15 protein-coding genes and 3 pseudogenes are annotated in these 22,551 nt (G+C 44.5%); 4 read left to right on the forward strand and 14 right to left on the reverse strand.

Annotation, left to right across the window (positions count from 1 at the left end):
* Window positions 1-915 precede the first annotated feature (915 nt).
* Window positions 916-1,589, forward strand: a pseudogene (locus RID53_RS34500) (NF041680 family putative transposase); the annotation flags it as partial.
* Between the two features lie 272 nt (window positions 1,590-1,861).
* Here RID53_RS34500 and RID53_RS34505 read toward each other — a convergent pair.
* Window positions 1,862-2,710 carry an alpha/beta fold hydrolase gene (locus RID53_RS34505; protein WP_446392385.1) on the reverse strand — a complete coding sequence of 283 codons (849 nt, stop codon included), beginning with the start codon at window positions 2,708-2,710 and terminating at the stop codon, window positions 1,862-1,864.
* A gap of 206 nt (window positions 2,711-2,916) precedes the next feature.
* Between RID53_RS34505 and RID53_RS34510 the strand changes: the two genes are divergently transcribed.
* The gene (locus tag RID53_RS34510; protein WP_446392386.1) at window positions 2,917-3,333 is read left to right on the forward strand and encodes a hypothetical protein; all 417 of its coding nucleotides are present in this window, start codon (window positions 2,917-2,919) and stop codon (window positions 3,331-3,333) included.
* 206 nt (window positions 3,334-3,539) lie between these two features.
* Here the strand turns inward: RID53_RS34510 and RID53_RS34515 are convergent, their stop codons facing one another.
* On the reverse strand, window positions 3,540-4,112 hold the full coding sequence (locus RID53_RS34515; protein ID WP_446392387.1) for a redoxin family protein: 573 nt from the start codon (window positions 4,110-4,112) through the stop codon (window positions 3,540-3,542).
* Between the two features lie 191 nt (window positions 4,113-4,303).
* On the opposite strand from RID53_RS34515, the gene RID53_RS34520 reads away from it, so the two are divergent.
* Together RID53_RS34520 and RID53_RS34525 are read left to right on the forward strand one after the other, a co-directional pair.
* On the forward strand, window positions 4,304-4,720 hold the full coding sequence (locus RID53_RS34520) for a Fur family transcriptional regulator (RefSeq protein WP_446392388.1): 417 nt from the start codon (window positions 4,304-4,306) through the stop codon (window positions 4,718-4,720).
* Between the two features lie 1,164 nt (window positions 4,721-5,884).
* A complete protein-coding gene (locus RID53_RS34525) occupies window positions 5,885-7,606 on the forward strand; it encodes an adenylate/guanylate cyclase domain-containing protein (RefSeq protein ID WP_446392389.1) in 1,722 nt (573 codons plus the stop codon).
* A gap of 159 nt (window positions 7,607-7,765) precedes the next feature.
* Here RID53_RS34525 and RID53_RS34530 read toward each other — a convergent pair whose 3' ends face one another.
* The 12 genes and pseudogenes from RID53_RS34530 to RID53_RS34585 all read right to left on the reverse strand — a co-directional run.
* On the reverse strand, window positions 7,766-8,602 hold the full coding sequence (locus RID53_RS34530; protein WP_446392399.1) for a Tab2 family RNA-binding protein: 837 nt from the start codon (window positions 8,600-8,602) through the stop codon (window positions 7,766-7,768).
* A gap of 260 nt (window positions 8,603-8,862) precedes the next feature.
* Window positions 8,863-10,002: an RNA-guided endonuclease InsQ/TnpB family protein gene (locus RID53_RS34535; protein ID WP_446392390.1), complete on the reverse strand. Its 1,140-nt coding sequence runs from the start codon at window positions 10,000-10,002 to the stop codon at window positions 8,863-8,865.
* 52 nt (window positions 10,003-10,054) lie between these two features.
* On the reverse strand, window positions 10,055-11,857 hold the full coding sequence (ltrA, locus tag RID53_RS34540) for a group II intron reverse transcriptase/maturase (RefSeq protein WP_446392391.1): 1,803 nt from the start codon (window positions 11,855-11,857) through the stop codon (window positions 10,055-10,057).
* A 131-nt stretch (window positions 11,858-11,988) separates the two neighbouring features.
* Window positions 11,989-12,153 (reverse strand): annotated as a pseudogene (locus RID53_RS34545) (helix-turn-helix domain-containing protein); the annotation flags it as partial.
* Window positions 12,154-12,285: 132 nt separating this feature from the next.
* On the reverse strand, window positions 12,286-12,849 hold the full coding sequence (locus RID53_RS34550; protein WP_446392392.1) for a DUF2062 domain-containing protein: 564 nt from the start codon (window positions 12,847-12,849) through the stop codon (window positions 12,286-12,288).
* Window positions 12,850-13,009: 160 nt separating this feature from the next.
* Entirely contained in the window at window positions 13,010-14,122 is a 1,113-nt protein-coding gene (locus RID53_RS34555) for a mechanosensitive ion channel family protein (RefSeq protein ID WP_446392393.1), read from the reverse strand.
* A gap of 456 nt (window positions 14,123-14,578) precedes the next feature.
* Window positions 14,579-15,661: a mechanosensitive ion channel family protein gene (locus RID53_RS34560; protein ID WP_446392394.1), complete on the reverse strand. Its 1,083-nt coding sequence runs from the start codon at window positions 15,659-15,661 to the stop codon at window positions 14,579-14,581.
* A gap of 52 nt (window positions 15,662-15,713) precedes the next feature.
* Complete coding sequence (locus tag RID53_RS34565) at window positions 15,714-16,496, reverse strand: DUF928 domain-containing protein (RefSeq protein ID WP_446392395.1); 783 nt, start codon at window positions 16,494-16,496, stop codon at window positions 15,714-15,716.
* Entirely contained in the window at window positions 16,493-18,919 is a 2,427-nt protein-coding gene (locus RID53_RS34570; protein WP_446392396.1) for a CHASE2 domain-containing protein, read from the reverse strand. The genes RID53_RS34565 and RID53_RS34570 overlap by 4 nt, the downstream gene beginning before the upstream one ends.
* Window positions 18,864-20,132: a DUF1822 family protein gene (locus RID53_RS34575; protein ID WP_446392397.1), complete on the reverse strand. Its 1,269-nt coding sequence runs from the start codon at window positions 20,130-20,132 to the stop codon at window positions 18,864-18,866. Before RID53_RS34575 ends, RID53_RS34570 begins: the two co-directional genes overlap by 56 nt.
* Window positions 20,125-21,969, reverse strand: a complete 1,845-nt coding sequence (locus RID53_RS34580; RefSeq protein WP_446392398.1) for an XRE family transcriptional regulator — start codon at window positions 21,967-21,969, stop codon at window positions 20,125-20,127. The genes RID53_RS34575 and RID53_RS34580 overlap by 8 nt, the downstream gene beginning before the upstream one ends.
* A gap of 165 nt (window positions 21,970-22,134) precedes the next feature.
* Window positions 22,135-22,359: pseudogene (locus RID53_RS34585) on the reverse strand (IS1634 family transposase); the annotation flags it as partial.
* Window positions 22,360-22,551 lie beyond the last annotated feature (192 nt).

Genomic DNA, 22,551 nt, shown 5'->3' on the forward strand with positions numbered 1-22,551 from the left:
TTGCAAAAATACCGCGATACGTTCCTTCGGAACAGGCTCCGCCAACGCGGTATTTTTGCAATATGACAAGAGATCGGTTGAAACCCACGCTACATCAAGGTTTCAGCGATTGTACATAAGTAGGGCGGCTAAAAAATCGCGGAAAGCCGCACGGTGAGGCAGTTTTGATTTTTTGGCTGGGGGAACTTCAGGCTAAAACTCATTTACAGCATATTGCTACAGCTTGTGCTATGAATTTAGCTCGTTTTTTTGCCCAGTCAAATGGAGTGTTAAAAGCTCAAACTCGGATAAGTTCATTTGCCCGCCTACGCAGGCAGTACGCTTAATCAATCTTAGCTATTTTGAATAAATTAAATATATAGATCGATCTATATATTTATCAATGCGGAGTGAGGAACACAATTTATACGCCTCAATTTTAGGGTGGTTTAGATGCGCCCTAAACTGAAGTATTTCCGTACAAATATACTAAATCCAGCGTTAAGCTTTATGCCGTAATAGTTTTAGCGTTCATCCCCAAACATACATAAGTAGCCCACAGCTTGGTATTCGCGATCGCGCCATTATTGGGAACAGACATTCTTAGGGAGTTGAATTAACACTATGTCAAGGTTTCTACGGCAAAATCGTTGTCAGGCTCCCCATATTGTTCCCTACCCATTCCCAATTTAAATGCGTGACACCTTACCTTAATTAATGCCTCATTCTAGAGCGCCAGTAAGCGTAATCCCAGCTATAACGCAAAACGGTCATTCTGGTACTCATTCTCAACGGAAAATCAGGCTCTTTACTATTAGTTGACCGACGCTCTAGGGCGCAAGCTGACGGGTTCCTCTCAGCGTGAACCATGAATGGACGTGAAGGAATAGAGCAGCGGGGTGAGGGGTCTGACCCCTGATTCGCCAGCAGTATCTATATACAGGCAAGGGACGACCGAGAAAACACGGTCAAAAATTTAAGCTCAATGATCCTTCAACTTGGTGGGAAGCTACTGAAACTATTGAGGTTGAGGATGCCAAACTGGGGCAACTTCGAGTCCGTTGGTGGCAAGATCTACACTTTTCGGGCAGTGCTTCAACTCCAATGCAGTTAATTTTAGTTGAACGACTCAATCTTACATCATCACAGTCTAAGTCTAAACCTTTATGGTTAGTGTGGGTTGGTCAGTCCATGCCTCCTCTTGAGAGGATTTGGCGCAAATATTTGCGCCGATTTGCGGTTGATCATTGGTATCGCTTTTTGAAGCAGCGACTACATTGGACAGTTCCTCAACTTAGCACTCCCCATCAATGTGAACGGTGGAGCGATTTAATGCCAATTATGACTTGGGAGTTATGGTTAGCCAAAGATTTAGTCGCACAGTATCATCTCCCATGGCAAAAACCCATTCAAAATTTGACTCGCTTGTTGGGTAGCTCAGTCAATTTCATTACTTTTACGCCTTGATTGGTACACCTGCTGTGGCTCCCAAACTCCGTGGAAAGTCTCCCGGTTGGACTGAGGGGAACAAGCGTACTAAAAGAACACGTTATCCCTTGGTCAAAAAAGGTAAATTACGATACAAAAAACCGACACAAACAGCCTCTTAATCTTTAAATTTTAAGGAATTTTCTTTCTTTCTCAGCTTCGGATTATAGCTGGGTTGATTTGTCGTAGTCTAAAGTCCAGTACTTAGCAACAATAAGCTGTCATGCATTTAAATTGGGTATAGGCAGGGGCTGCTGAATAAGCCCTGTGGTGAGGGGAGGGAACAAGGAACAGGGAATAGGGAACAGGTAAGGTAGAGTTTTTAGTTAACTTCCTCATCTCCCTCATCTCCCTCAGCTCCCTCAGCTCCCTCAGCTTCCCCCAACTCCTCTCTTTACACGGCTTGACGGCGTAGAAACAGCAGCAGATTATTACTCACCTTCTCAGACCAATGGTCTTGGGGATAATGTCCAGCTTCTTCTAGTTCTACCAATTCGACATTCTTGATCATTTTGGCAAATTCTTGAACTTGAACCAAGGGAAGCCACGGATCTTTTATCCCCCAAAGAATCAATGTGGGTTGATTCCAGTTGCGAAACCCGGCTTCGATTTCTGCCATAGAGGATTTAATTTGCAGGTTTTTAACCGTCATTAGTAAACTTCGTCCTGCATCAGAACTGCTGAGAAAGGGACGGCGATATACATCTAAATCTTTATCAGACACGCGATAGCCACTACCGCCTTCTAAGGTGCGATCAACCAACAACGGGTCTTGGGTCAACATATCACCGACCAAGGGTAAGCCCAATTGCTTGATCTTCCACGGTAACTGACTCGCTGATGAGACAGGGGTGTTGAGAATGGCTAACCGTTCAACCTGATCGGGGTAACGCAAAGCGTATTGGAGTCCCACTGAACCCAGAAACCCTTGGACAACCAGATAAAATCGCTCGATTTGCAGATGTTGGATAAATTCTGCTAAGGCTTTAATAAAAGCATCTGGCGTATAGGCAAACTTACGACGGTCTGGTTTAGCAGAGAAACCCGCACCAATCCAGTCTGGCGCGATCGCTCGAAACCCTTTTTCGGCTAAATCGGGCATTAGCGCTGACCATGAGTAACTCTGGGATGGCAAACCATGAAGCAGCAGAACAGGGGGTTGTGTGCTGGGATTAACCGGGGTGGCTTCCCGATAAAACCACTCTAGCGACCCGACCTGAATTGAGTTTTCCTGAATGGACACTGTTATTTCCTACACCTTGACCGTGCTTTGAGCTTACCGCCCTGTAGACGTTTGAGCAAGTTTTCTTGGTAATTTCCGATCTCCGGAAATTGTCAACAAATCACAACATATCCCTTGTCTGCTAAACAGATAGCCAACAGACTCGCTAATTGTAATAAATAATGAAGCAATCTTGTAAATAAGCGTTAACCATAGGAGATTTAATCATGAATGCTGCGGAACAAGCCAATGGTTTAGAGGTAACCACCAAAATTGCCGCTATAGTCAACTTGTTTAAGTCCCAGTTTCCCGATGCCAAGGCGGACTTGAAACCTTGGCAAAATGACCCCGATACTCGCAATCTAGTTGATCCTGACTCAATCGATATCGGTTTTCACTTTCCTGGGTGGAGTAGAAAGTTACAAAGCCGCAGCATCTTACTACAAATTCGGTTTTACCAAGATCCCTTAGAAGAGTCTCATCGCTTGATCGGCTTAGATGCCGCAGGATTTAATCATCAAGGAGAAGCTTGGCGACTTTCGACGGTTGAAAACTGGCAATGTGTCGGTAATTATCAGCCTGCGCCGGAGGTGAGTGACAAGCTCAAACAGTTCTGCCGACAAGTCTTTGAGTTATTCATCTAATTGAACCGGGTGTCTTCTGTAGGACTTACGCAAAACCTCTATATGTAGGGTGCGTTAGCGTAGCGTAACGCACCATTGCCGCGATATGTGGTGTAGTTTTGTAAGTCCTGTTCTGGTTGAGACAGCAAGAGGACACCCAACACCATCACCCACAACACAAACAGTGGGGACACGACATGTCGTGTCCCCACAGATGGTAGTTCAAATTAACCAACAAATGCCAGACGCGGCTCAGAGACACCTGCGGGTTCTTGTCCCTTCAGGGAAGCGAGCATCGTATCTGCATCAGACACTTCAAATGGGTCATCTGGGCAGTTGTCGCTATAACCCGGTTCTGCAAAGAATTTTTCAATCTTGCCGTCGTTCACCAGCATCGAATAGCGCCAGGAACGCATTCCGAAACCGAGGTTGGACTTATCGACTAGCATTCCCATCTTGCGGGTAAACTCGCCATTACCATCGGGGAGCAATAACACATTCTTTGCCCCTTGCTGCTTACCCCACTGGAACATAACAAACGCATCATTCACCGACAGGCAAATGATTTCATCGATACCCTGCGCCTTGAACTCATCATAGAGTTCTTCATAGCGAGGCAGGTGGTTGGACGAGCAGGTGGGTGTAAACGCACCCGGTAAGGAAAATACAACAACTTTTTTGTCACCAAAGATTTCCTGCGTTGTCCGATCTTGCCAACGGTAGGGATTTGAACCCCCTACAGACTCATCACGCACGCGAGTCTTGAACACAGCGTCGGGTACACGATCAATAACAGCCATATTTACCTCGTTTTACAGACGACTAGATTTTTGTTTGCTTTAGCTATATCTAACTATAATTCAGAATAATTCTGATTTAAGAATGAGTCAATAGTAATAAATACTTATTTTTTAGTCTAGCTGCTAGACAAGTATAACTCCTAAAAAAGAGTGTTATAATTAAAGAACTGCTTATAAAAACGGTGAATACCATGCAGCAGCAAGCAGAAAACCTGATTAAAGTCTTGAAATCCAAGGGGTTGAGGGTTACCCCACAGCGATTTTCTGTCTATGCCAATTTGCTGACTCGTTTTGATCACCCGACGGCAGATCAAATCCTCAGCGATCTCAATCACCAAGCGCCAACATCTTCTCAAGCGACTGTATACAGTGCGCTACAAGCACTGCGGGAAGTGGGACTGGTGCGGGAAGTTTTATTAGAGGAAGGTGTCTGTCGTTACGATGCGAATGTTGATCGCCACCATCATTTTCGTTGTCGCTGTTGCGGTGCGATTAAAGATATTCCTTGGGATACATTTGAAAGCATTGACTTAAACCGCCTACCGCCCGGTATGCAAGCTGAAAGCTATGAGGTGACGGTGCATGGAGTCTGCGATCGCTGTCAATGATTTGTCATTTGTCATTTGTCATTTGTCATTTGTCATTTGTCATTTGTCATTTGTCATTCGTCCTTTGTCGCGGAGATAGGGGAGTTCTCGGGTTGACTCAATTTTGCAATTTGACCGGGGCGGGTTTATACCAAGTTGCAGTCAAAGAAGTAATATGATGTCCGGCAAATCACCCTACTGAAGTTCCCCCCATCCCGATTGAGGATAGAAGCCGAAACTCCGACTAAGCAAACGTTTGAGCCAATTAGACTGAAGTTCCTGCCGTGCGGATGTACTATACCCAGGCTAAATCCTTATTCCGTGGTGGTTTTAGCGCTCAAACCCTCCAAAACTGTACCCATGTAGACCTTGCAAAAATACCGCGATACGTTCCTTCGGAACAGGCTCCGCCAACGCGGTATTTTTGCAATATGACAAGAGATCGGCTGAAACCCACTCCACATCAAGATTTCAGCGATTGTACATAAGTAGGGCGGCTAAAAAATCGCGGAAAGCCGCACGGTGAGGCAGTTTTGATTTTTTGGTTTGGGGAACTTCAGTTTATGGAATACAAAATTGTATCGGCTTGCTTTTCAGCGCAATCATCGTCTGTAGTCTATTAACTTGAAAACTGCTGTAAGTTGGGTTTACTGGCGTCAACCCAACCTAGACATTCACCATTTTAATAGCGACGCCAAGCTACTTAGAACCTGATCCAATTGTCTCTAAGAATGACTAGCTGTGGGGTTAGCTACATACTTAAAGTCGGGTGCAGAATTCCACGGCTTATCACCTTGTTGAGGGTTGCCGTCTGACTCTGTTGATAAGTTGTAGGACTGTAGAGATTGTTTTGAATTGACTAAACCGTACACCTAAAAAAATATGCCTTAAGCAATAGACATCCTCCATCTGACTCGAATTAATCGTCTGGCTTAGGTGGATACTTCAGTCAGAAAATAGGCTTTTATTCAGATGTCTGTAGTAACCTACCCATAATGGGTTCAGCGTGGCGGAAATAAAGTGAGTCCTGACGCCTTACCGGAATTTCTTCCTTTATCGCCTTGAATTGTTGTACTTTACTTTGTAGGGAGAAAGAACGACTCCCTAATGCAGCATGGCAGAAATAACTGACCAGCTCACATCTCCCCCAGCTTATCCTTTGTCCGCCACTCCCCTGCTGAACTTATGAGCCTGCGCCAGAAAACCCTACTCCTGATTGGTCTCACCCTTGCGGGTTTAATCGGTGTCCTTTACGCCAGTCTATCGCTAATTTTAATCCGTAGTTTCGCGCAAATCGAGGAACAACATGCGTATCGTAATGTGCGACGGGTACAGGAGGCGTTATTCGATGAATTAGATAATTTAGCTGTTTTAGCGGCTGATTATGGTGAGTGGGATGATACTTATGCGTTTATTGAAGATACCAGTCGAAGTTATATTCAAGAGAATCTCTCAGATACAAATTTAACGAATATTAACCTCAACCTGGTTTTATTCTTTAACCGCCAAGATGAATTGGTTTTTGGTAAACATTTTAACTTAGCTCAGCAGCAAGAAATCCTAATTCCCACTCCCTTAATTCAACAACTGAATTCCGATAATGTTTTACTACAGCATCCTGATACAACCAGTAGCGTTACCGGTTTAATTCTCTTACCCCAGGGACCGTTAATGATTGCCTCAAATCCCATTCTTACCAACGAGGAAACTGGTTCAATACGAGGGTCTTTGATTATGGGTCGCTACCTGAATGACCAGCGTGTTGAGGCGTTAGCGGAACTCACCCAACTCAATCTCAAGGTCTACCGACTCGATAATACCCAATTACCCGCTAAATTGCAGACTGTGCAGTCTAGCCTATCTGAACAGGAGTCCCAACCCAATCAGGCTCCCATCTTAATCCAGATTATAAGTCGGGAGGCGATCGCAGGCTATACCCTCCTCCGCGATATCTATGGTCAACCCGCGTTACTGGTTCAAATCGACATCCCACGAGAAATCTATCAACAAGGTCGCCTTAGCCTACGTTATCTTATTTTATCCCTTTTAGGTTTAGGGATTCTTTTTAGTGTAGGCACTCTTTTCCTATTGGAAAAAATAGTACTGTCTCGCCTAGCAAATTTGAGTAAAAATGTACAGGAAGTTGGCACAAGTAATGACCTATCGCTACGAGTTAGCGCCAAGGGGAATGATGAATTAACCCACCTGGCGCAAACAATTAACTCGATGTTAGACGCCTTAGAGTCTTCTGCCAAAAACCTGGTTGCTGAACGAGAAAAGGCAGAAAATCTCCTCCTGAATATCTTACCGGAATCTATTGCCAAACGCCTGCAAAAAGACTCGGAGACGATTGCTGATAGTTTTGAAGAAGCCACAGTTCTCTTCTCCGATATTGTGGACTTTACTCGCCTATCAGGAGAAATCTCCCCCACCGAACTGGTCAATCTTCTCAATGAGATTTTCTCGCGATTTGACCGTTTAGTAGAACTCCATGGCTTAGAAAAAATTAAAACCATTGGCGATTCTTATATGGTTGTCGGCGGCTTACCCCTACCGCGTCAGGATCACGCTGAAGCCGTTGCCGAATTTGCCCTGGATATGCAAAAGGAAATTGATGCGGTTAATGCCCAACAAGGACACGCTTTCATGATGCGTATTGGCATTCACAGTGGTCCAGTCGTCGCTGGGGTGATTGGGTTGAAAAAGTTTATTTATGATTTGTGGGGTGATACGGTTAATACGGCTAGTCGTATGGAATCCCATGGTCTTCCGGGTTATATTCAAGTTTCCGATGCCACGTATGAACATTTAAAAGATAAATACATCTTTCAAGAACGCGGTTCAATTTCCGTAAAAGGTAAAGGTGCAATGACTACCTACTTTCTCAAAGAACGTAAGCCAAAATAAACCGGATAATTCGGTTGAGTCGAAGCATGAAAACCAACTGTAGGGGCGGGTTTAGCCATTTAATTATGATACCTATCGATAACCTTTCAACAAAACCCGCCCTTCATCAAGGTTAAAGATGTCTAATAAATGACAAATGACATAAGACAACTGACCAAATTAATCAGCCATCAATAACCAAAATCCGGTATACGTCATTCCCGAATCATCCGGTTGCACCAACAAAAAATGTAATCCCTGACTCGTTTGCTTGCGTTGTTCATACAACCTCGCCGCCGCCGCTACTTCTTCATCTTCAAAGGTTGCCATTACCCAGCGTTCCACTAATCCGGCTTCTAAAATTAACCCATCTGGCGCACCGGGAATATAATTAAGTGCTACAGGTTGCACCTCTTGCAGCCAACGCGCTAATGGCATCGACTGACGCCCCCCATCAATTACGACTCCGGGAACAGCTACCGTTGAGGCTAAACCTAATTGGAGGGGTAAGAGTTGATTTGGCATCTGTAAAATTGGAATCGGGCGTTGGGCAAACCCCTCCTCAATATCCCCTGCGGGAATACTAGCAAATCGCCAGCGATCGCCCCAGAGATTTTCGGGTAAGGGTACGGGTGGCGGTTTGTCCAAGCTAAGGGGATTGTACGCTTCCCCAGTGTAATTCTCGTGCTGTTGATAATCTAACGTTCTTTCCTGTAATCGTTGCTTTAAGGTTGGGGTACGTCGTGTGGCTTCTACCTTAATCTCTAATTGTTGTCCCACCTCTTGGAATAAATTGAATGACTGCGGACGAAAGATGTGAATCGCATCCGGTAATCCTGTCTTAGTCGCCGCGATTTTCACCTGCGATAGCAACCAATCACGGGTTACATCTGGCTGAGGACAGAATGATTGATATATAACATTACCTGTGGTGTCACAAATTAATAATTCCCATAAGACTTGTCCCGTTTCATCTCGCAGAGGACGCCGATAAAAATCTGCTTGCCAAACATTCATTGATAAAGTCATTTGTCATTCGTCATTCGTCATTTGTCATTTCATTTGTAAAGTTGGGGCTGGTTTAGTTACATCTGGGTGTAACCAAAAAGATAGTCGTGAAACCCGCCCCTACACAATCTCCCCCATCTCCCCCATCTTCCCCATCTCCCCCATCTCCCCCTGCTTCATCGTATCTACGAAGCTGCTCAAGTATTTTTATGCCCGCTGCACTAGACTGTCACAGGAGTACAGATATCTGTCATTGTGGCTTTTATGAACTACGACGACTTACTTCGTTGAAGTCGTCGTTTCTGACGCTTCTGAGCTCCTAGTTGCTTCATGCTTCCACAATCAGTAGAGCTAGGCAGCTCTGCGTCTGAAGAGGTTCGTTCCAAACCCCTTGCCCAAATCTCATTAATTTGAGCAGCATTAACATCTCTATCTTCGACGTGCTTGCAGTCGGGATTAGAGCAAACATGAACTCTATCGCTCAAAGTCTTAGGCGTTAATTCCCAACATTTAGCGCACCGTTGAGTTGGCTTGAGCGTCCTAGTTGGTGACTCAACATAAAACCCACCTGCCTCAGCCGATTTGTAGGTTAATAAATCACCGACTCTACCAAACCCAACGTCAAGAATAGACCGATTTAACCCGGCTTTTTGCTTCTTACGCTTACCCTTCTTTGCTTTCCGAGTCATACCCTTGACGTTTAACTGCTCACCACCGATTAGGCTATTACCGCTCACTATATCGCTGGTTACTTTGTGCAGCCAATTTTCCCGTTGTCGGGCTATCTTGCTCTGAAGTTTAGAGATGCGCTTGCGTTCCTTTTTCCATCGTCTCGATCCCTTAACTTTTTTGTTCCTATTAGGCGGTTTTTTACGTCTTAACCGCTTTGAGGCGGCTTTAACCTTCTTATGTCCCTCCTGAATAAAATCTGGTTTAGCGATTTTTTCGCCAGTTGAAAGCGTCACCGCGTCTTGGCAGCCAAGGTCGATTCCGATTGAACCCGTACCTGTTTGACGGATTGGGTTGCACTGCACAGTGATTGACGCATACCACAAACCATTTCTGAAAAAGATTGTGCAGGTTGTTGGAGTTCCCCAGGTCCTAGCTTGCCCCCGCATTTGAATCTTTAAACCAAGGTCTCTTAGTTCCAAGTAACCGTTTTTACCGTTAGATAAAGCCTTCCAACCTGCTTTGTCTGGATATGTCCAGCCACTATACCGCCGCTTGGCTTTGAACTTAGGATACTTGCCTAATCCTTTGAAAAATCGCTTATAGGCAAAATCAACCCGCTTTAATGTAGCTTGTAACGTATGAGAACCTAATTCGGCATACTCAATCCAAACTTTCTTAAACTCAGGCAAACAGTTATTAAACTCAGCGAGACTGTCACCAGTCCCGCTGGTCTTCAAAACCGTGCGTGAAAGTTTCCTCTCACACGGCTCCTCAACGATAAGGTGCAAGTCAAGCATACCTCATTACCCATTTATCCTCGACTCTTTCGAGCCTTTTGGTGAGCTTAGGCTTGGCACTGTTACAGCCAGATTGGTTGCCGAGACTGCCATCTGTGACGGTCTTTGTGTCATGGCAATGTCTATGTAGAAGCTGCCAATTATCGTAGGAATCCTTTCCACCTTGCGACTTAGGGATTCTGTGGTCAACTTCCATCACATCGTTTTCACGGAAAATTAATCCGCAGTGAGTACATTTCCCTTTTTGCTTCTTCAACAATGTTGCCAGTGTCTTAGGCATTTCAGGGTTGTTACCCATCCTTGAACTCCAATAAACCAGGTTGCCGTTGTATGGGGACGATTCGCCCTTAACCTTTACATAGCGCTTAATTGGTGTTTCGCTATGTTTTAGTAACCGCATCGGGTTATTACCTTTTTGCCTGGTTGCGAATACCCAGTTGTCGCCGTCTATGGATTGCCAATACTTCTTTGACACCCATTCCCCGGATTTTTTGGGGTGTCGGCGCTTTGCCCAAGCTCTGAGCTTCTGGTACATGAGGTAATCTTGGTCACAGTAAGCTACCTTACTTACTTGTGTTGCGTAGTAGTTAGCCCATCCCCGAATAATCGGGTTCAGTTTCTTAATTAGCGCCACTTGTGGCGCATTCCTGTGGGCGTTAATGACTTCCGCTATTTGTTCGTAGTGTACCTTCTGCTTATCCTTGCTTGGGGTGATGATTGGTTTGATTCCTAGCAATTTTCCATACTTATCTTTATCAGAGTGGTATTTACCCACCTTGTATTGACGTATAGTAAAACCAAGAAAGTCAAATCCTGGTTGTTCTTGCTCATACGGGTTGAGGGTGTGAGCAAGTCTTGTTTTGCTAGGTTTTAATTCCAAACCCATGTCTTTTAACCATTCCTGGATTATCTCCTTGCAACTTTGGACAACGGTTAAGTCTTCGTGGAGAATTACGAAGTCGTCGGCATATCTAATCACAGATGGAGGATAGAAGTCCTTTTTTTTCCCATTCTCGGAATATCCTCGTCTTGGGAATCTCTTTTTGATTAGATTTTCCATCCCGTGGAGGGCAATATTAGCCAATAACGGGGAGATGACCCCGCCCTGTGGCGTACCCTCAGTTGTTGGAAACAACTGCTTGTTATCCATCACTCCCGATTTTAGCCAAGCTCGAACTTGTCGGCGGATGGTAGGGAATGTATTCAGTTTGTTTAGCAGTGCTTCATGGTCGATTTGGTCAAAACATTTGGCAATATCGGCATCAAGGACGTATTTGCCCTTGAACTTGATTGCATTATATATAGCTTGAACCGCATCATGACATGAGCGTCCGGGTCTGAAACCGTATGAGTTAGCTTCAAATCGCGCCTCCCATTCTGGTTCTAGTGCCAGTTTGACAAGCGCTTGCAACGCTCGGTCGTTCATTGTGGGGATGCCTAATGGTCGCTTCTCATCCTTACCAGGTTTGGGAATCCATACTCGCCTGGTTGGGGCGACTTTTGAGCTTAATTTCAGATTGGCAATCAAGTTGAGACGCTGCTTTGGGGTCAGCGATTTAACGCCATCCACACCTGCCGTCTTCTTCCCTTGATTGTCTTGTGTTACCCGACGAACCGAGAGACATTTTGCCGCCCAAGACTTCATCAACATCTTTTGGAGTCTGCGAGTTGTTTTCACATCACCACGCTGAGAGGCTTGATAGATTCTTTTCTGCAACTTAAAGACTTTACGCTCTAGCTTTTGCCAAGGTATTGTCTTCCATTCCACCGTAGTCTTTAAACTCGTCTTAGACATATATATTGCTACTAGAGACTCCATCTTCCTTATCATCGTGAGTCTGTTAGCATATCTCTCCTATTACAAGAGAGCTTTCGCTTTTAATCCTCTTTCCATTTCAGGAATAGTTTCTACCCAACGATTCGCACCTGTTGCTCAAAATAGTCAACAGAATGACCAAAACGCTTGTACTGCGTCCTCCGGTTAGCAATTGCCGCGTTATAGAGTTCGCCGTGCATTTTCCTAGCCCAATGAAGCTGGTCACATTGAGCCTTGTTTGGATAAATTCTATAGGTCACTCTACGTGTTTTCATGACTATATTTTACCATAGAAATTTGACAAACTGCGGAATATTTAATTCCTAGTTTGTCTGCTATCCTTCCCCGACTTACTGTCGTTGAAGTCGGGGAATGCCGCAATTACGTTCAACAACCGTTACATCAATTTAACGCTGATGCCGACGACGCGCTCGATAAGAGGCGCGAACCCGCCGAATCAATGTCAATCCTAGGAAATAACTACAAATTCCACCAACCATCCCTACCGTAAAGCAGCCAACAAATAGCGTCCAGATAATCTCAGATCCTAACGCCTTGAACTCCTGCCAAGATCCGAGGCTAATATCGGTTAAGCTATTTTTCTGGAGTAGCCATTTCCCCAGATGGAAGTTAAATGCATAAATCGGCACATAAGTCAAGGGATTACTCACCCAAGTACCAGCCGCCGCGATAATTTTATTGCCGCGAAAGATCAGCGCTAGACATATCCCTAAAATCGTTTGTAGTCCAAATAGGGGAAACAGCCCCGCAAACACACCACAGGCTAATCCGCGTGCGATCGCCTCTGGGGGTCCTTGTAGACGAATCAAGCGCCAGTAACAGTATTGTAAGCGCCGTCGGAAACTGGGTCTGGCTTTGCGATTGCGATCAGGGAAAGGACGAATGGGTGCAGGTTTAACCTCTGATGATGAACAGTGGGGACGAGTTTGCAGGGAATTTCTAGACGACATACAGGCTAGAGAAGAAACAGTTACAGCAAGGGCAGCACAAGATAATACACTTATCCTAACCGACCCGTGCGATCGCGATCGAGTTCCATGCGTTCTCCTTTGTTATTAGTCCTTTGTCCTTTTTTATTAATTCTTTATGCATCATTCATCATCATTTCAATCAGATGGTAATCGGTGAATCCACATAAATCGTCGGTTCATTCATCTTAAAGTTAATTCCATAGGCGAGTAACTGCTTGGAAATTTTGTCATTAGCCAGTTCCAATAGGCGCTTCCGTAATTGAATAGAATTTTCGCTTGAACCCAGAATGAAAAACGTTACTCTAGCCCGCGTAGAGTTGTCCTCCAGTGAGGGGATTAAGGTAATATTTGTACTTCCCGGATCGATCCCGAATAAAGAATTCGTACTATCGGCAATAATTTGTTGAACTAAAGCCTTTTCTCGTTCTTCCAGAAGTTGAGAAAAATCCAAATAGAGTAACACCATCACCTTCTTACCTCGGGTGACATTTTCGATTTCCCAATTTGCCATCGTTGAATTCGGAACAATCAAAAGTGTGCTTTTAGCCGCCGTGCGAATTTTTGTAGACCGCAAACCAATCGATTCAACCCGACCAAACACTCCATCCGGTAAGCGAACATATTCTCCAGGAATAAATGGGCGGTCTAAATAAAGAACAATTGTCCCCAAAAGCTGCTCCAAAGTCTTTTGTGCCGCAAACGCGATCGCAATACCGCCAATCCCAAAACTGGCAAGTAAGCCGACTAAATTGACCTGTTGGCTTTGAGCAAATGCAACTACAGCAATAAATCCGATGATTACATTCGCTAGAGTCTCAAAAACCAGGAGCAATTCATCAACTTCTCGACCTAGTTTCCGCACTAATCCTATCCCATACACGCGCACAAATTGGCGAAATAAGCGAGAGGCTAACCACGCCACACTCACTGTTACGGCTAAATCCATAAAGGGACGAATGAAGTCATGCAGTCCCTGATATACTTCCAGCCAAGCCAGTGAGAATGAGAGTAATATTAAGGTTCCTGCAAATTTAAACGTTTGTTGGAGTGGAGCGATCAAATTATCATAAATTTCCGTTCCTAGCTGAAGTGAAAATCGGTGAATAATCCAGCTTACCAGAATCGGTGTGTATCGACCCGCCAAAATAGAAAGGAGAGCAAAAATCAGGAAAATAACATAGTTGGGCAAATTTAAGGAGTACACAAACAGAGAAACATCACTAATCGTGTTAGGTATATCAGTTAACTTCATCAGCGAGTACGGCTACTTTAGAAATCAGAATGGCTAGAGCGTCGGTCAAGTATTCCCAGAAACCGGGTTTCTCGTGAGGATGACAAATATCAACCTTTCACCCAAAGAAACCCGGTTTCTTGACCGATGTCCTAGACTGACACGACATATCGCATCTGTATTTTATATAATAAACTGTAATGCCTTGTATTTTAAAATTTAAGATCTCCATACAGAATAGCGAGCGAGACGCTCGCACTGTTGCCTCCTACCTTCTACCTTTTCCCTCCACCACAAAACTTATTCAGAATGCCCTAAGTAGGTCGGCGGCAATAAACCTACCTATATTAAGTTCTGTAAATACACCTCAAACCCTTACAAATGACGTAGCTTGCTTCTCGCTTGCGCGAGTATGACGAATGACGAATGACAAATGACAATCTCAGCCGTTAACTTTTATTGTCCCCATCTACTTCCTTAGATCGTAATCGGTGAATCCACATTAATGGTTTGTTCTTCGATGTCAAAGGCAATACCATATTCCTTGAGTTGCTTGGTGATATTTTGTTTGGCAATATCCAGGACTTGACGGCGCAACTCCATCGAGAATTCACCGGAACCCAGGATAAAAAAGTTAATTTGGGCTTCAGTCATTCCCGGCGATCCATCTTGGATAATATCTTTAAACGTGACATCTGTACTGCGAGAGTCAATCCCAAAAATATCAATCGTGCTTTCTAAGATAACTTGGCGGATCAGCGATTTTTCTTGGTCGGGCATCGGACGATAGAAAATTAATGAGATAATCGAAATAACCTTCTTAGCACCCGTGAAGTTTTCGATACTGACCTGAGTTAGCGAACTATTGGGAATCACCATTAACGTTCCTTTCCCAGAGGTGCGGATTTTGGTAGACCGCAGTCCAATGGATTCCACTCTGCCAAATGTGCCATCGGGTAAACCAATATAATCATCGACGACAAAGGGACGGTCAATATAAATTACAATACCACCAAGTAGCTGTTCCAGGGTTTTTTGCGCTGCAAACGCCACCGCCAATCCACCAATTCCCAAACTTGCCAACAAACCAAAAATATTGATTTGATGAGTTTGGGCAAAGATAATGATGATGGTAACAATAATCAGTAAATTGACAACCAGTTTGGAAAGGAGTAATAATTCACTATTAACCTTCCGTCCACTTTGCAGGGTAGCGTTTAACAGATAGGCATCAAAAAACCGCTTGAATAACCGAGAGCCTAACAAACTCGCTGTAATCGCTAAAGTGAGACTGATGGGAAGTTCGATCAGCTTGATAAACTCTCGTCTGGCATAAGCGAGAAAAATAATATCGGTTAAGGTTAGACTCAGGACTAACCCGAGTAATTCTTTTTCCGGTTGAATCACCTTAGGATAGATATCCCTGAACCGTTCCCATAGCGAACCCAGCCAGCGAAAGGCAAACAAACCGCCCGCGATCGCGAAAATCCCGGCTAGTGCGAGTAAGATGAATGTTTTTAGGGTATCGAAATCCAGGAATCCTGGTAAGGCATCCAGCATAGGAATCTCCAATTTAAGCAATGAGCCGTGATGAACTATTATGGCGTGCAGCTTACAGCTCCCCCAAACTCCTCGGTTCGTTAAAGATAACATAACCCACGCTCAACTCTTGGCTGGGCAGTTCTAAGTTAACCCCTTTCCCTTGCAAGAGGTTGCGCCAGTCTTCATCGGTAACGTGGGGCGAGTTAGCCAAACGAAGATTCGCTAAATGCGTTAATGCATCAAACCAAATTCGGTTGGCGACATAAACCTGATCCTCTCGCGGTTTAGCAGTATTGAGTTGATTCTCTAGGGTGGGAGTTAAAGGAATTCGCTGTATCCATCCTTGGGCAAAAACTGGACTAGCAGATTTGTCGCGATCGCAATACAGTGAAAAGTACCAGCGATACCAGTTACCCCTTTTCAGTGGTTCTTGAGTATCCGGAATGCTGAGACGAACCAAACCCGGCGTTTGCGATAACTGAAACGGAAGTCGATAGACATCATTACCCGCTTCATCTTGCAACACAAACTCTCCCACAGGGGCTTGTTCTGGAGAATAAGGAACATAAAACCACAATGTCGGGTGTGCCGCAACGGTTCTCCCCCAGTTCGATTCAGGAACTAACGCGGTTAGGGGAAAATCCATTGGGGGACACTTGCTACGACTTCCACCTCCAGTGCGGTTCCCACTTCTACCATCAGATTGAAAGTCAATAGTATCGTCATTTTCTTGGGCGAACACACCAGGCATAAGTAGTCCCGGAATGCTAGGAGACTCTGTGCCTAAGCCGGAGGGAACATAGCTCCAACTTATACTGTAGACGAATGGAATTAATAGGTGTTTAATCTTCATACCGCTCGGCAGAAATAAAATACCTTAACAATCGTAAATGCGACGATCGACGGCATCAGAGGTAACCAAAGTCCGGTTCGCCACAGGAAAACAAAGCCGCATCCCCATAGCGCGGCTAACGCGATACCCCCAGCTAGGATCAGATAGAGTCGCCGCTGATGCCATCGTTCCATGCATACACCTGCGATTCCAGACCAAGCCCACACCCAAAGCAGATCACCCCACTGTGGAAACCACCATACCACAGGTCGCTGATTTAATACGGCACTGATGATGTGACTCACCATCTGCGCCTGGATTTCAACCCCTGAGAGTTCTTGAATCGGCTCAAACGCGGCACTGTAGGGAGTGAGATGATAGTCTCCATAGCTGTTGTCGATTGTACCAATCAGCACAATGCGATCGCGGATTAAGGTTGCCAATTCCCCATCTTTTGACCCGTCTAAAATTTGCTGTAGAGGGACTTTTTGGGCAATTCTCTGTGTCGCCCGGTAATTCAGCACCACTTCAAAGCCACCGGAATCGAGATGATGATAGCCTCCCCTGTGGCGTTCCAATTTGGGGAAGATACGGGTGCCAATTTGAAACCGGGTGCGGGAAAGCCGTTTAAATTCTATATCCCGTGAGGTTAAATAGTGACGGGCAAGCTGAAAACTAAAGGATTGCTGAGTCTGACATTGGGTTCCCGCCGCCATGCCAAAAATCTGGCGTCGGATGACTAAATCGGGATCATTGGGGAGATCACTAAACCCTACCTGCTGCACCGGAACGCCTGATTGCGGGGGGATTTCCGGGGATTCTCTCACACCTCCCCCGATTTGGCAAATGTCGATAAATCGCTGATCTCGCTCACGAATCGCCTGTTTTGTGGCGTCGGGATCTAGTGTAAACGCCACTGGATCACGATAAATGTCTAAACCAATGACAGCGGGTTGGTGGGGTTTAATTTTGTCCAAGAGGTTGACTAACGCCTGATCTGCTAGTGATCCTTGCCGTTTCATTCCCTGCTGATCTTGATATTGAATATCGGCGGCGTCTATGGTAATAATCACTAGGCGATCATCGGGTAGTTCTGTCGGGCGCATTCGCATCAAAGTATCAAACGCCCAAAGTTCTGTAGATTGCAGGAACCCCAACCACCGCACTCCCATCACCAACCCTGTCGCGATCGCACTACTTAAGAGGAGAGTTTGCCAACAGGGGCGTCTTGCTCCCAGGATAGACGGTTTAGGGGCAGGTTTTGGCTGTTGCCGCCAATCTTGCCAAGTCGGTGCGATTGGTGTCGGTGTTTGTACAATGATCGGTAACCAGCTTGCACCGGGAAAGTCACCCTCTAATCCTTGCAATCGTTCCCGTGCTTTCCGTACCGCTAAATCGAAGCATCGCCCCCCAGCCAACTCAATCAGAAAGTATTTAAGGAAGGCTTGGGCTACATGATCGGGGACAGGTTCGCGCATGACAATAATTTGCGGAATCTGTAGATCCGACAGTTGTCGCGCTAATCCTAACCCATCACAGGAGTTAAAAATTGCCAATTGTAACCCCGCCGCGATCGCTTCATTGAGGGCGTGTTTTAATTGAGGAATGGTTAAACGTTCATGGGGGTTAATATAAATCTCCCCAGAATTTCCATCTCCTTGGCTAGAACTATGTCCGGCAAAAAAGAGAATCGTCCATCCCTGATGATGCCAAAGCTGCTCATTTAACTCCTGTCGGCGGGGTTCGACTAAAAAGACGGTTTCGGCACCATCCAGACTAGCAAGGTATTGCCGATCCACATCAATATTAAGTCCCGTAGCATCGCCGAGAATTGCCAAGATTCTCACGGTTTTAGTTGGCGTTTGAGTTGTTGTTCTCGGTTCAATGTTGAGAGAACTCAACGACACTTCGGCGTGGGGATAATCCCGAAAAAATCGCCAGGTATACCAGGGTAATTTTCTCAGGTTACTGTCTTCGGTTTGAAGAATGACGCGAATGTCTTGATTCGGGTTAAATTGCTGATAAAGTTGACGGCATATCGGACTAAATTCTGGGGAATCGAGCCAGGTATCAATCTGCTGTTGTAATTCCTGACAAACCTCAGCAAAATCCGTTTCGCCAACGTGAGTTACGTCAGTATCATCAATTTGGATATCTTCATCAATGTCGATGGGTTGAGGATGAGAGCGATGGATAATAAATGAACGTGCCTGATAGAGTAAATCGTAGAGTAATTGCCAGTGGCGGTAAAGTTCCACCAGATGAGGGGCGGCGGGTAAACTGCCGATTACCTGCCGATTTTGGGATTGATCTTGTACCTGTAACTGAGCCGTAACCCAGGCAAAGCCATTGTACAAGTCTCCTCGTCCTAGGTTCAAGACCACTAAATTACTCATCAGTCGCAAACGGCGCGATCGCGAAGTTTTCGGTAATACTAAATTCACCCAGCGCTACCCGGATGCTGAACTGTTTCCCTACAGGACAGGTGAATCGTTTGAGTTGAATTAAATTATCGTGTATTCGGGCTTGATATTCCTGAAGTATAGCACCCGATTGAGAGAGTAAGGCGACGCGAATATTAGGGGGTAAGATAGGGGTTTCTCCCACCGGATACAACTGTACCCGAACACCGATTCGTTCGTCTATCTCTCGGGCTAAACCCACCAACAACGCCACGGCTTGATTGTTGAGTTCTATCCCCAAATCTATTACCTTAATCCCTTCTACATAAACTTGTCTCTCTGGATTGCGTTGAGATCGTCTATGTCTAAAACTAACGGCAACCTGGACTGAATTTTGGTTTAAAAAGACGTCTAGAGATTGCCAACCCGACTCAAATATATTTTGCCACCATTGTCCTAGATTAATCCGGTGTGGATCAGGTTTTGCCACTCTTTGAACTTGTCTTAATCGTCTTTCATATAAGTCTTGACGCCATTTTTCATTTGTGACAAATGCAGCCCACTGGTCATAAGAAACCGCAAGACGCGGGGTGGAAACAGAGGATTGACTCAGTTGTGCCAATAACCGTTCAGCGGTTTCCTGGGTTAAAGATGGTATTGATTCAACTTGTACATTTTTCGGAAAAACGGGTTCAGGTTGGAGTAACATCAGAGTCAGATCTGGAGTTAAATATTGTCCAGAAATATAATACGCGCGATCGCTTTCTTCGTATATCGCTATTGGCTTCAATTTTTGATAGCTAATATATCCCCACAGTCTCATCCAGGATGTATCGGGACTATCCAGGTTTATTTGTACGGCGAGATAATAATCGGCTCTCCAACTGACAATATCCACCCACTCTTGAGGAACACAAACCTCATCTAAATCTGTGCTATCTGTGGGAATCAGCGCCAGTCGAATGTTACCGAAGTTAATTAGGCTACCATTGATGAATTCCCATATACTGGGTAAGGATGATTCTGGAAAAGTACGAATTTGAGTCAATTTTTCGTTCTCTTGTCCTTCTTGACACCACCCCTCCAGCCAAGGGATAAATGCCGTTAAACAGAGTTCATTTAGGTAGGCATTACAGCGAGTCATCGCATTAGCATGATTTTGCGATCGCTGCCAAGCTTGTTTTTGTTGTTCTTCAGATAAATTCAACCAAATCTGATTGGGATACGTCCGGGATAATTCCAGCAAATTAAACATTATACGACTCTCCACTATGAAGTTCATTTAAATCCAAACAATACAACTGGTTGAGCCAAGTTTCAACAGCTTGACTCACCTGGTCTTTTTCCGGCTCTAGAGAAATTCCATACGTTCCATAAGTCCACTGGAGTAAAGCCTTCTGTAATTGCTGCTTGGCTTGGTTAATGGCTTGGCTTACATTTTCTTTGGGCAAAAGTCGAGCAATTTTTTCTTCAGGCATTCTCTGAGCATACCGCATTTGTATAATTTTTCGGGATTTAATTTCCGAGAAAGCCATCACGAGTTGGTCAGATATAACTTGCTTGTAGTGGTTTTTGATGAATTGCTCAATATAACTGATCTTGAGTTTGTTTATTGTTTCAATTGCCGCTAATTCTAAATCATGTTGAACCAAGTTTAATTTTTTCTCAATTGTATCGCTGGACTCATTGTCCAAACACTTAACAATAGTATCAATGCTATAGTTTTGACCATAGCGCAGTTTTAGGAGCAATTGTAAATGGGGTTCTAGAGATTCAATGGCAACTGTTAAAGCTCTATCGATTTCCTGATTTTGATGAGGATTAGTAAATCTCTTGGACAAAAACTCTTTTACATAGTTTTGACTCCAAACCTGCAAATCATTATCTAACTGAGTCCGAATCAGACTATCCATTTGAGTTAATAGGGGCGATTTGTAGGTATTGGCGATATAACGAGCCACTGTTCCCTGATTGACTCCCACTTTCTTGGCAAACTGTTCTTGAACCAGCAGCGAAAGTTCGTGAGGATAGCACAAAGGCATAACTGCCGGACGGAATTGCCGAGGAATTTTACTCCGAATTTTGTCGAAATTTTGCTCAACGCGCTGAATTTGTGCCTGTAAACTGGGAGTAATTTGATTAATAAATTCAGCAGAGTCTTGGTCAGACTCCAACGTTTCCCAAGGATTAACCGACTGATCATAGTGTTTTTCATAGCTATCGGCATCCCTAGACAGTTCCACCCGTTTTTTAGAGTTGCGTAACGCCTGAACACAGGTATTCATCCACTGTTGAATCGTCTCCGCTGTTACGTTTGAGCCAGACGAAACTTGCAGGGGAGCATCAGCAAGAAATCGATTCAGATTATAGTTTCTAGCCGCTTCCTCAAAATCTGTTTGTTCGGGTTGAACCCACGTCCTGCTTTTTCTTTGACTTGGATTATAAAGCCGATTATTTTTATAAATAGGAACAAAGCATTGCCAAGCAAAGCAGTATTGAGACACCAGGGGTTCAGTTATCCCTTGTCGGAATAAAGCCTCTCTCAATTTTTGCACGGCATTATTGAATTTGCGGCGACTGGTGAGATCCACATTGCATAAGAGATGCCAGTCGGATTCCCAATTGATTTGGTTAATAATAATATTCTTGAGTGCGCCTTCTACATAAGTTTTTAAATTAGCGGCGTTACTCGTATTGGCATTATGTCCATGAATGATTTTTTTAAAATGATCGCGATTGTATAGAACGTCAGTTGTCAGATCAAATAAATGGAGACAAGTGGCTAAAGGAAAGGGAAATTTTCGAGCAAACTGGCGGATAAAATGGCAGCGAGAGGCATCCAAATAAGCAACCAGATGGAGATGGGCGAATTGTTGTTCCGATTCGGGTTGTGATTCCTGGTTAATAATACTACAGAAATAGTCAACATAATCATCACTGTGCCACTCTGGATGTAACTGAACCAGTTTTTCCATCTGGCGTTTCAGGCGCTGTTGCATCGATGGCTTGAAGCCACGATAACTAGGGTGACTGGTTTTCTCGTATAAAATACAGAATTGATCAATGATGTCCTGACGTTGTAAGTTCGACATTGTTATTGGCTCGTGTAGAACTTAGAATGCTGATACGTTATCGCTATCGTCATCAAGGTTAGGAAAAATTTAACAGATCTCGCAACCCAGTTACACTGAAGTTACCCTTTTGCAAATCGCTACACCGTATGCCTATCCAGGCTTAGGGCGATTTTTATTTCGGCTTCACTGGGTACAAATCAGGCTGACGCCCAACAAATCTAAAGCCTTTCTTTGTACAGGAGTCGGTTCCGTTACCTTGTCAAAGTCGAAATTTACACCTGGGATATTAGACTGAATTCGATTGTTAACAATTGTCCCTAAATCAGCCAACAGGGTTTGAAAGCTATGCACAGGCAAATTATCGGCTGTCCGCTTCTTTTGGGCTTTCTTATGTGCCGAATCGCTCCGAACACCGGCTCTCCCGTACTTAGGGTGATAATAAAGTCTTATGAATTAAGCCAAAGTCCCACGGTGTAATGCTTGTAGGTTGGGTTGACGAAGGAAACCCAACTAATTAAGCGATTAAGCTAGGTTTTCTTCAAATCAAGCCAATCGCTACACATATAAGGAAAATTTATCACCTTATGTACGGGAGAGCCA

The sequence above is a fragment of the Coleofasciculus sp. B1-GNL1-01 genome, from assembly GCF_040220235.1.
Lineage (GTDB): Bacteria > Cyanobacteriota > Cyanobacteriia > Cyanobacteriales > Coleofasciculaceae > Coleofasciculus.

What these genes read in the sequence shown, in the direction of transcription:
- RID53_RS34510 (WP_446392386.1), top strand. Translation starts at nt 2,917, where the DNA reads ATGAATGCTGCGGAACAAGCCAATGGTTTAGAGGTAACCACCAAAATT.
- RID53_RS34515 (WP_446392387.1), bottom strand. Translation starts at nt 4,112, where the DNA reads ATGGCTGTTATTGATCGTGTACCCGACGCTGTGTTCAAGACTCGCGTG.
- RID53_RS34520 (WP_446392388.1), top strand. Translation starts at nt 4,304, where the DNA reads ATGCAGCAGCAAGCAGAAAACCTGATTAAAGTCTTGAAATCCAAGGGG.
- RID53_RS34525 (WP_446392389.1), top strand. Translation starts at nt 5,885, where the DNA reads ATGAGCCTGCGCCAGAAAACCCTACTCCTGATTGGTCTCACCCTTGCG.
- RID53_RS34530 (WP_446392399.1), bottom strand. Translation starts at nt 8,602, where the DNA reads ATGAATGTTTGGCAAGCAGATTTTTATCGGCGTCCTCTGCGAGATGAA.
- ltrA (WP_446392391.1), bottom strand. Translation starts at nt 11,857, where the DNA reads ATGTCTAAGACGAGTTTAAAGACTACGGTGGAATGGAAGACAATACCT.
- RID53_RS34550 (WP_446392392.1), bottom strand. Translation starts at nt 12,849, where the DNA reads ATGTCGTCTAGAAATTCCCTGCAAACTCGTCCCCACTGTTCATCATCA.
- RID53_RS34555 (WP_446392393.1), bottom strand. Translation starts at nt 14,122, where the DNA reads ATGAAGTTAACTGATATACCTAACACGATTAGTGATGTTTCTCTGTTT.
- RID53_RS34560 (WP_446392394.1), bottom strand. Translation starts at nt 15,661, where the DNA reads ATGCTGGATGCCTTACCAGGATTCCTGGATTTCGATACCCTAAAAACA.
- RID53_RS34565 (WP_446392395.1), bottom strand. Translation starts at nt 16,496, where the DNA reads ATGAAGATTAAACACCTATTAATTCCATTCGTCTACAGTATAAGTTGG.
- RID53_RS34575 (WP_446392397.1), bottom strand. Translation starts at nt 20,132, where the DNA reads ATGTTTAATTTGCTGGAATTATCCCGGACGTATCCCAATCAGATTTGG.
- RID53_RS34580 (WP_446392398.1), bottom strand. Translation starts at nt 21,969, where the DNA reads ATGTCGAACTTACAACGTCAGGACATCATTGATCAATTCTGTATTTTA.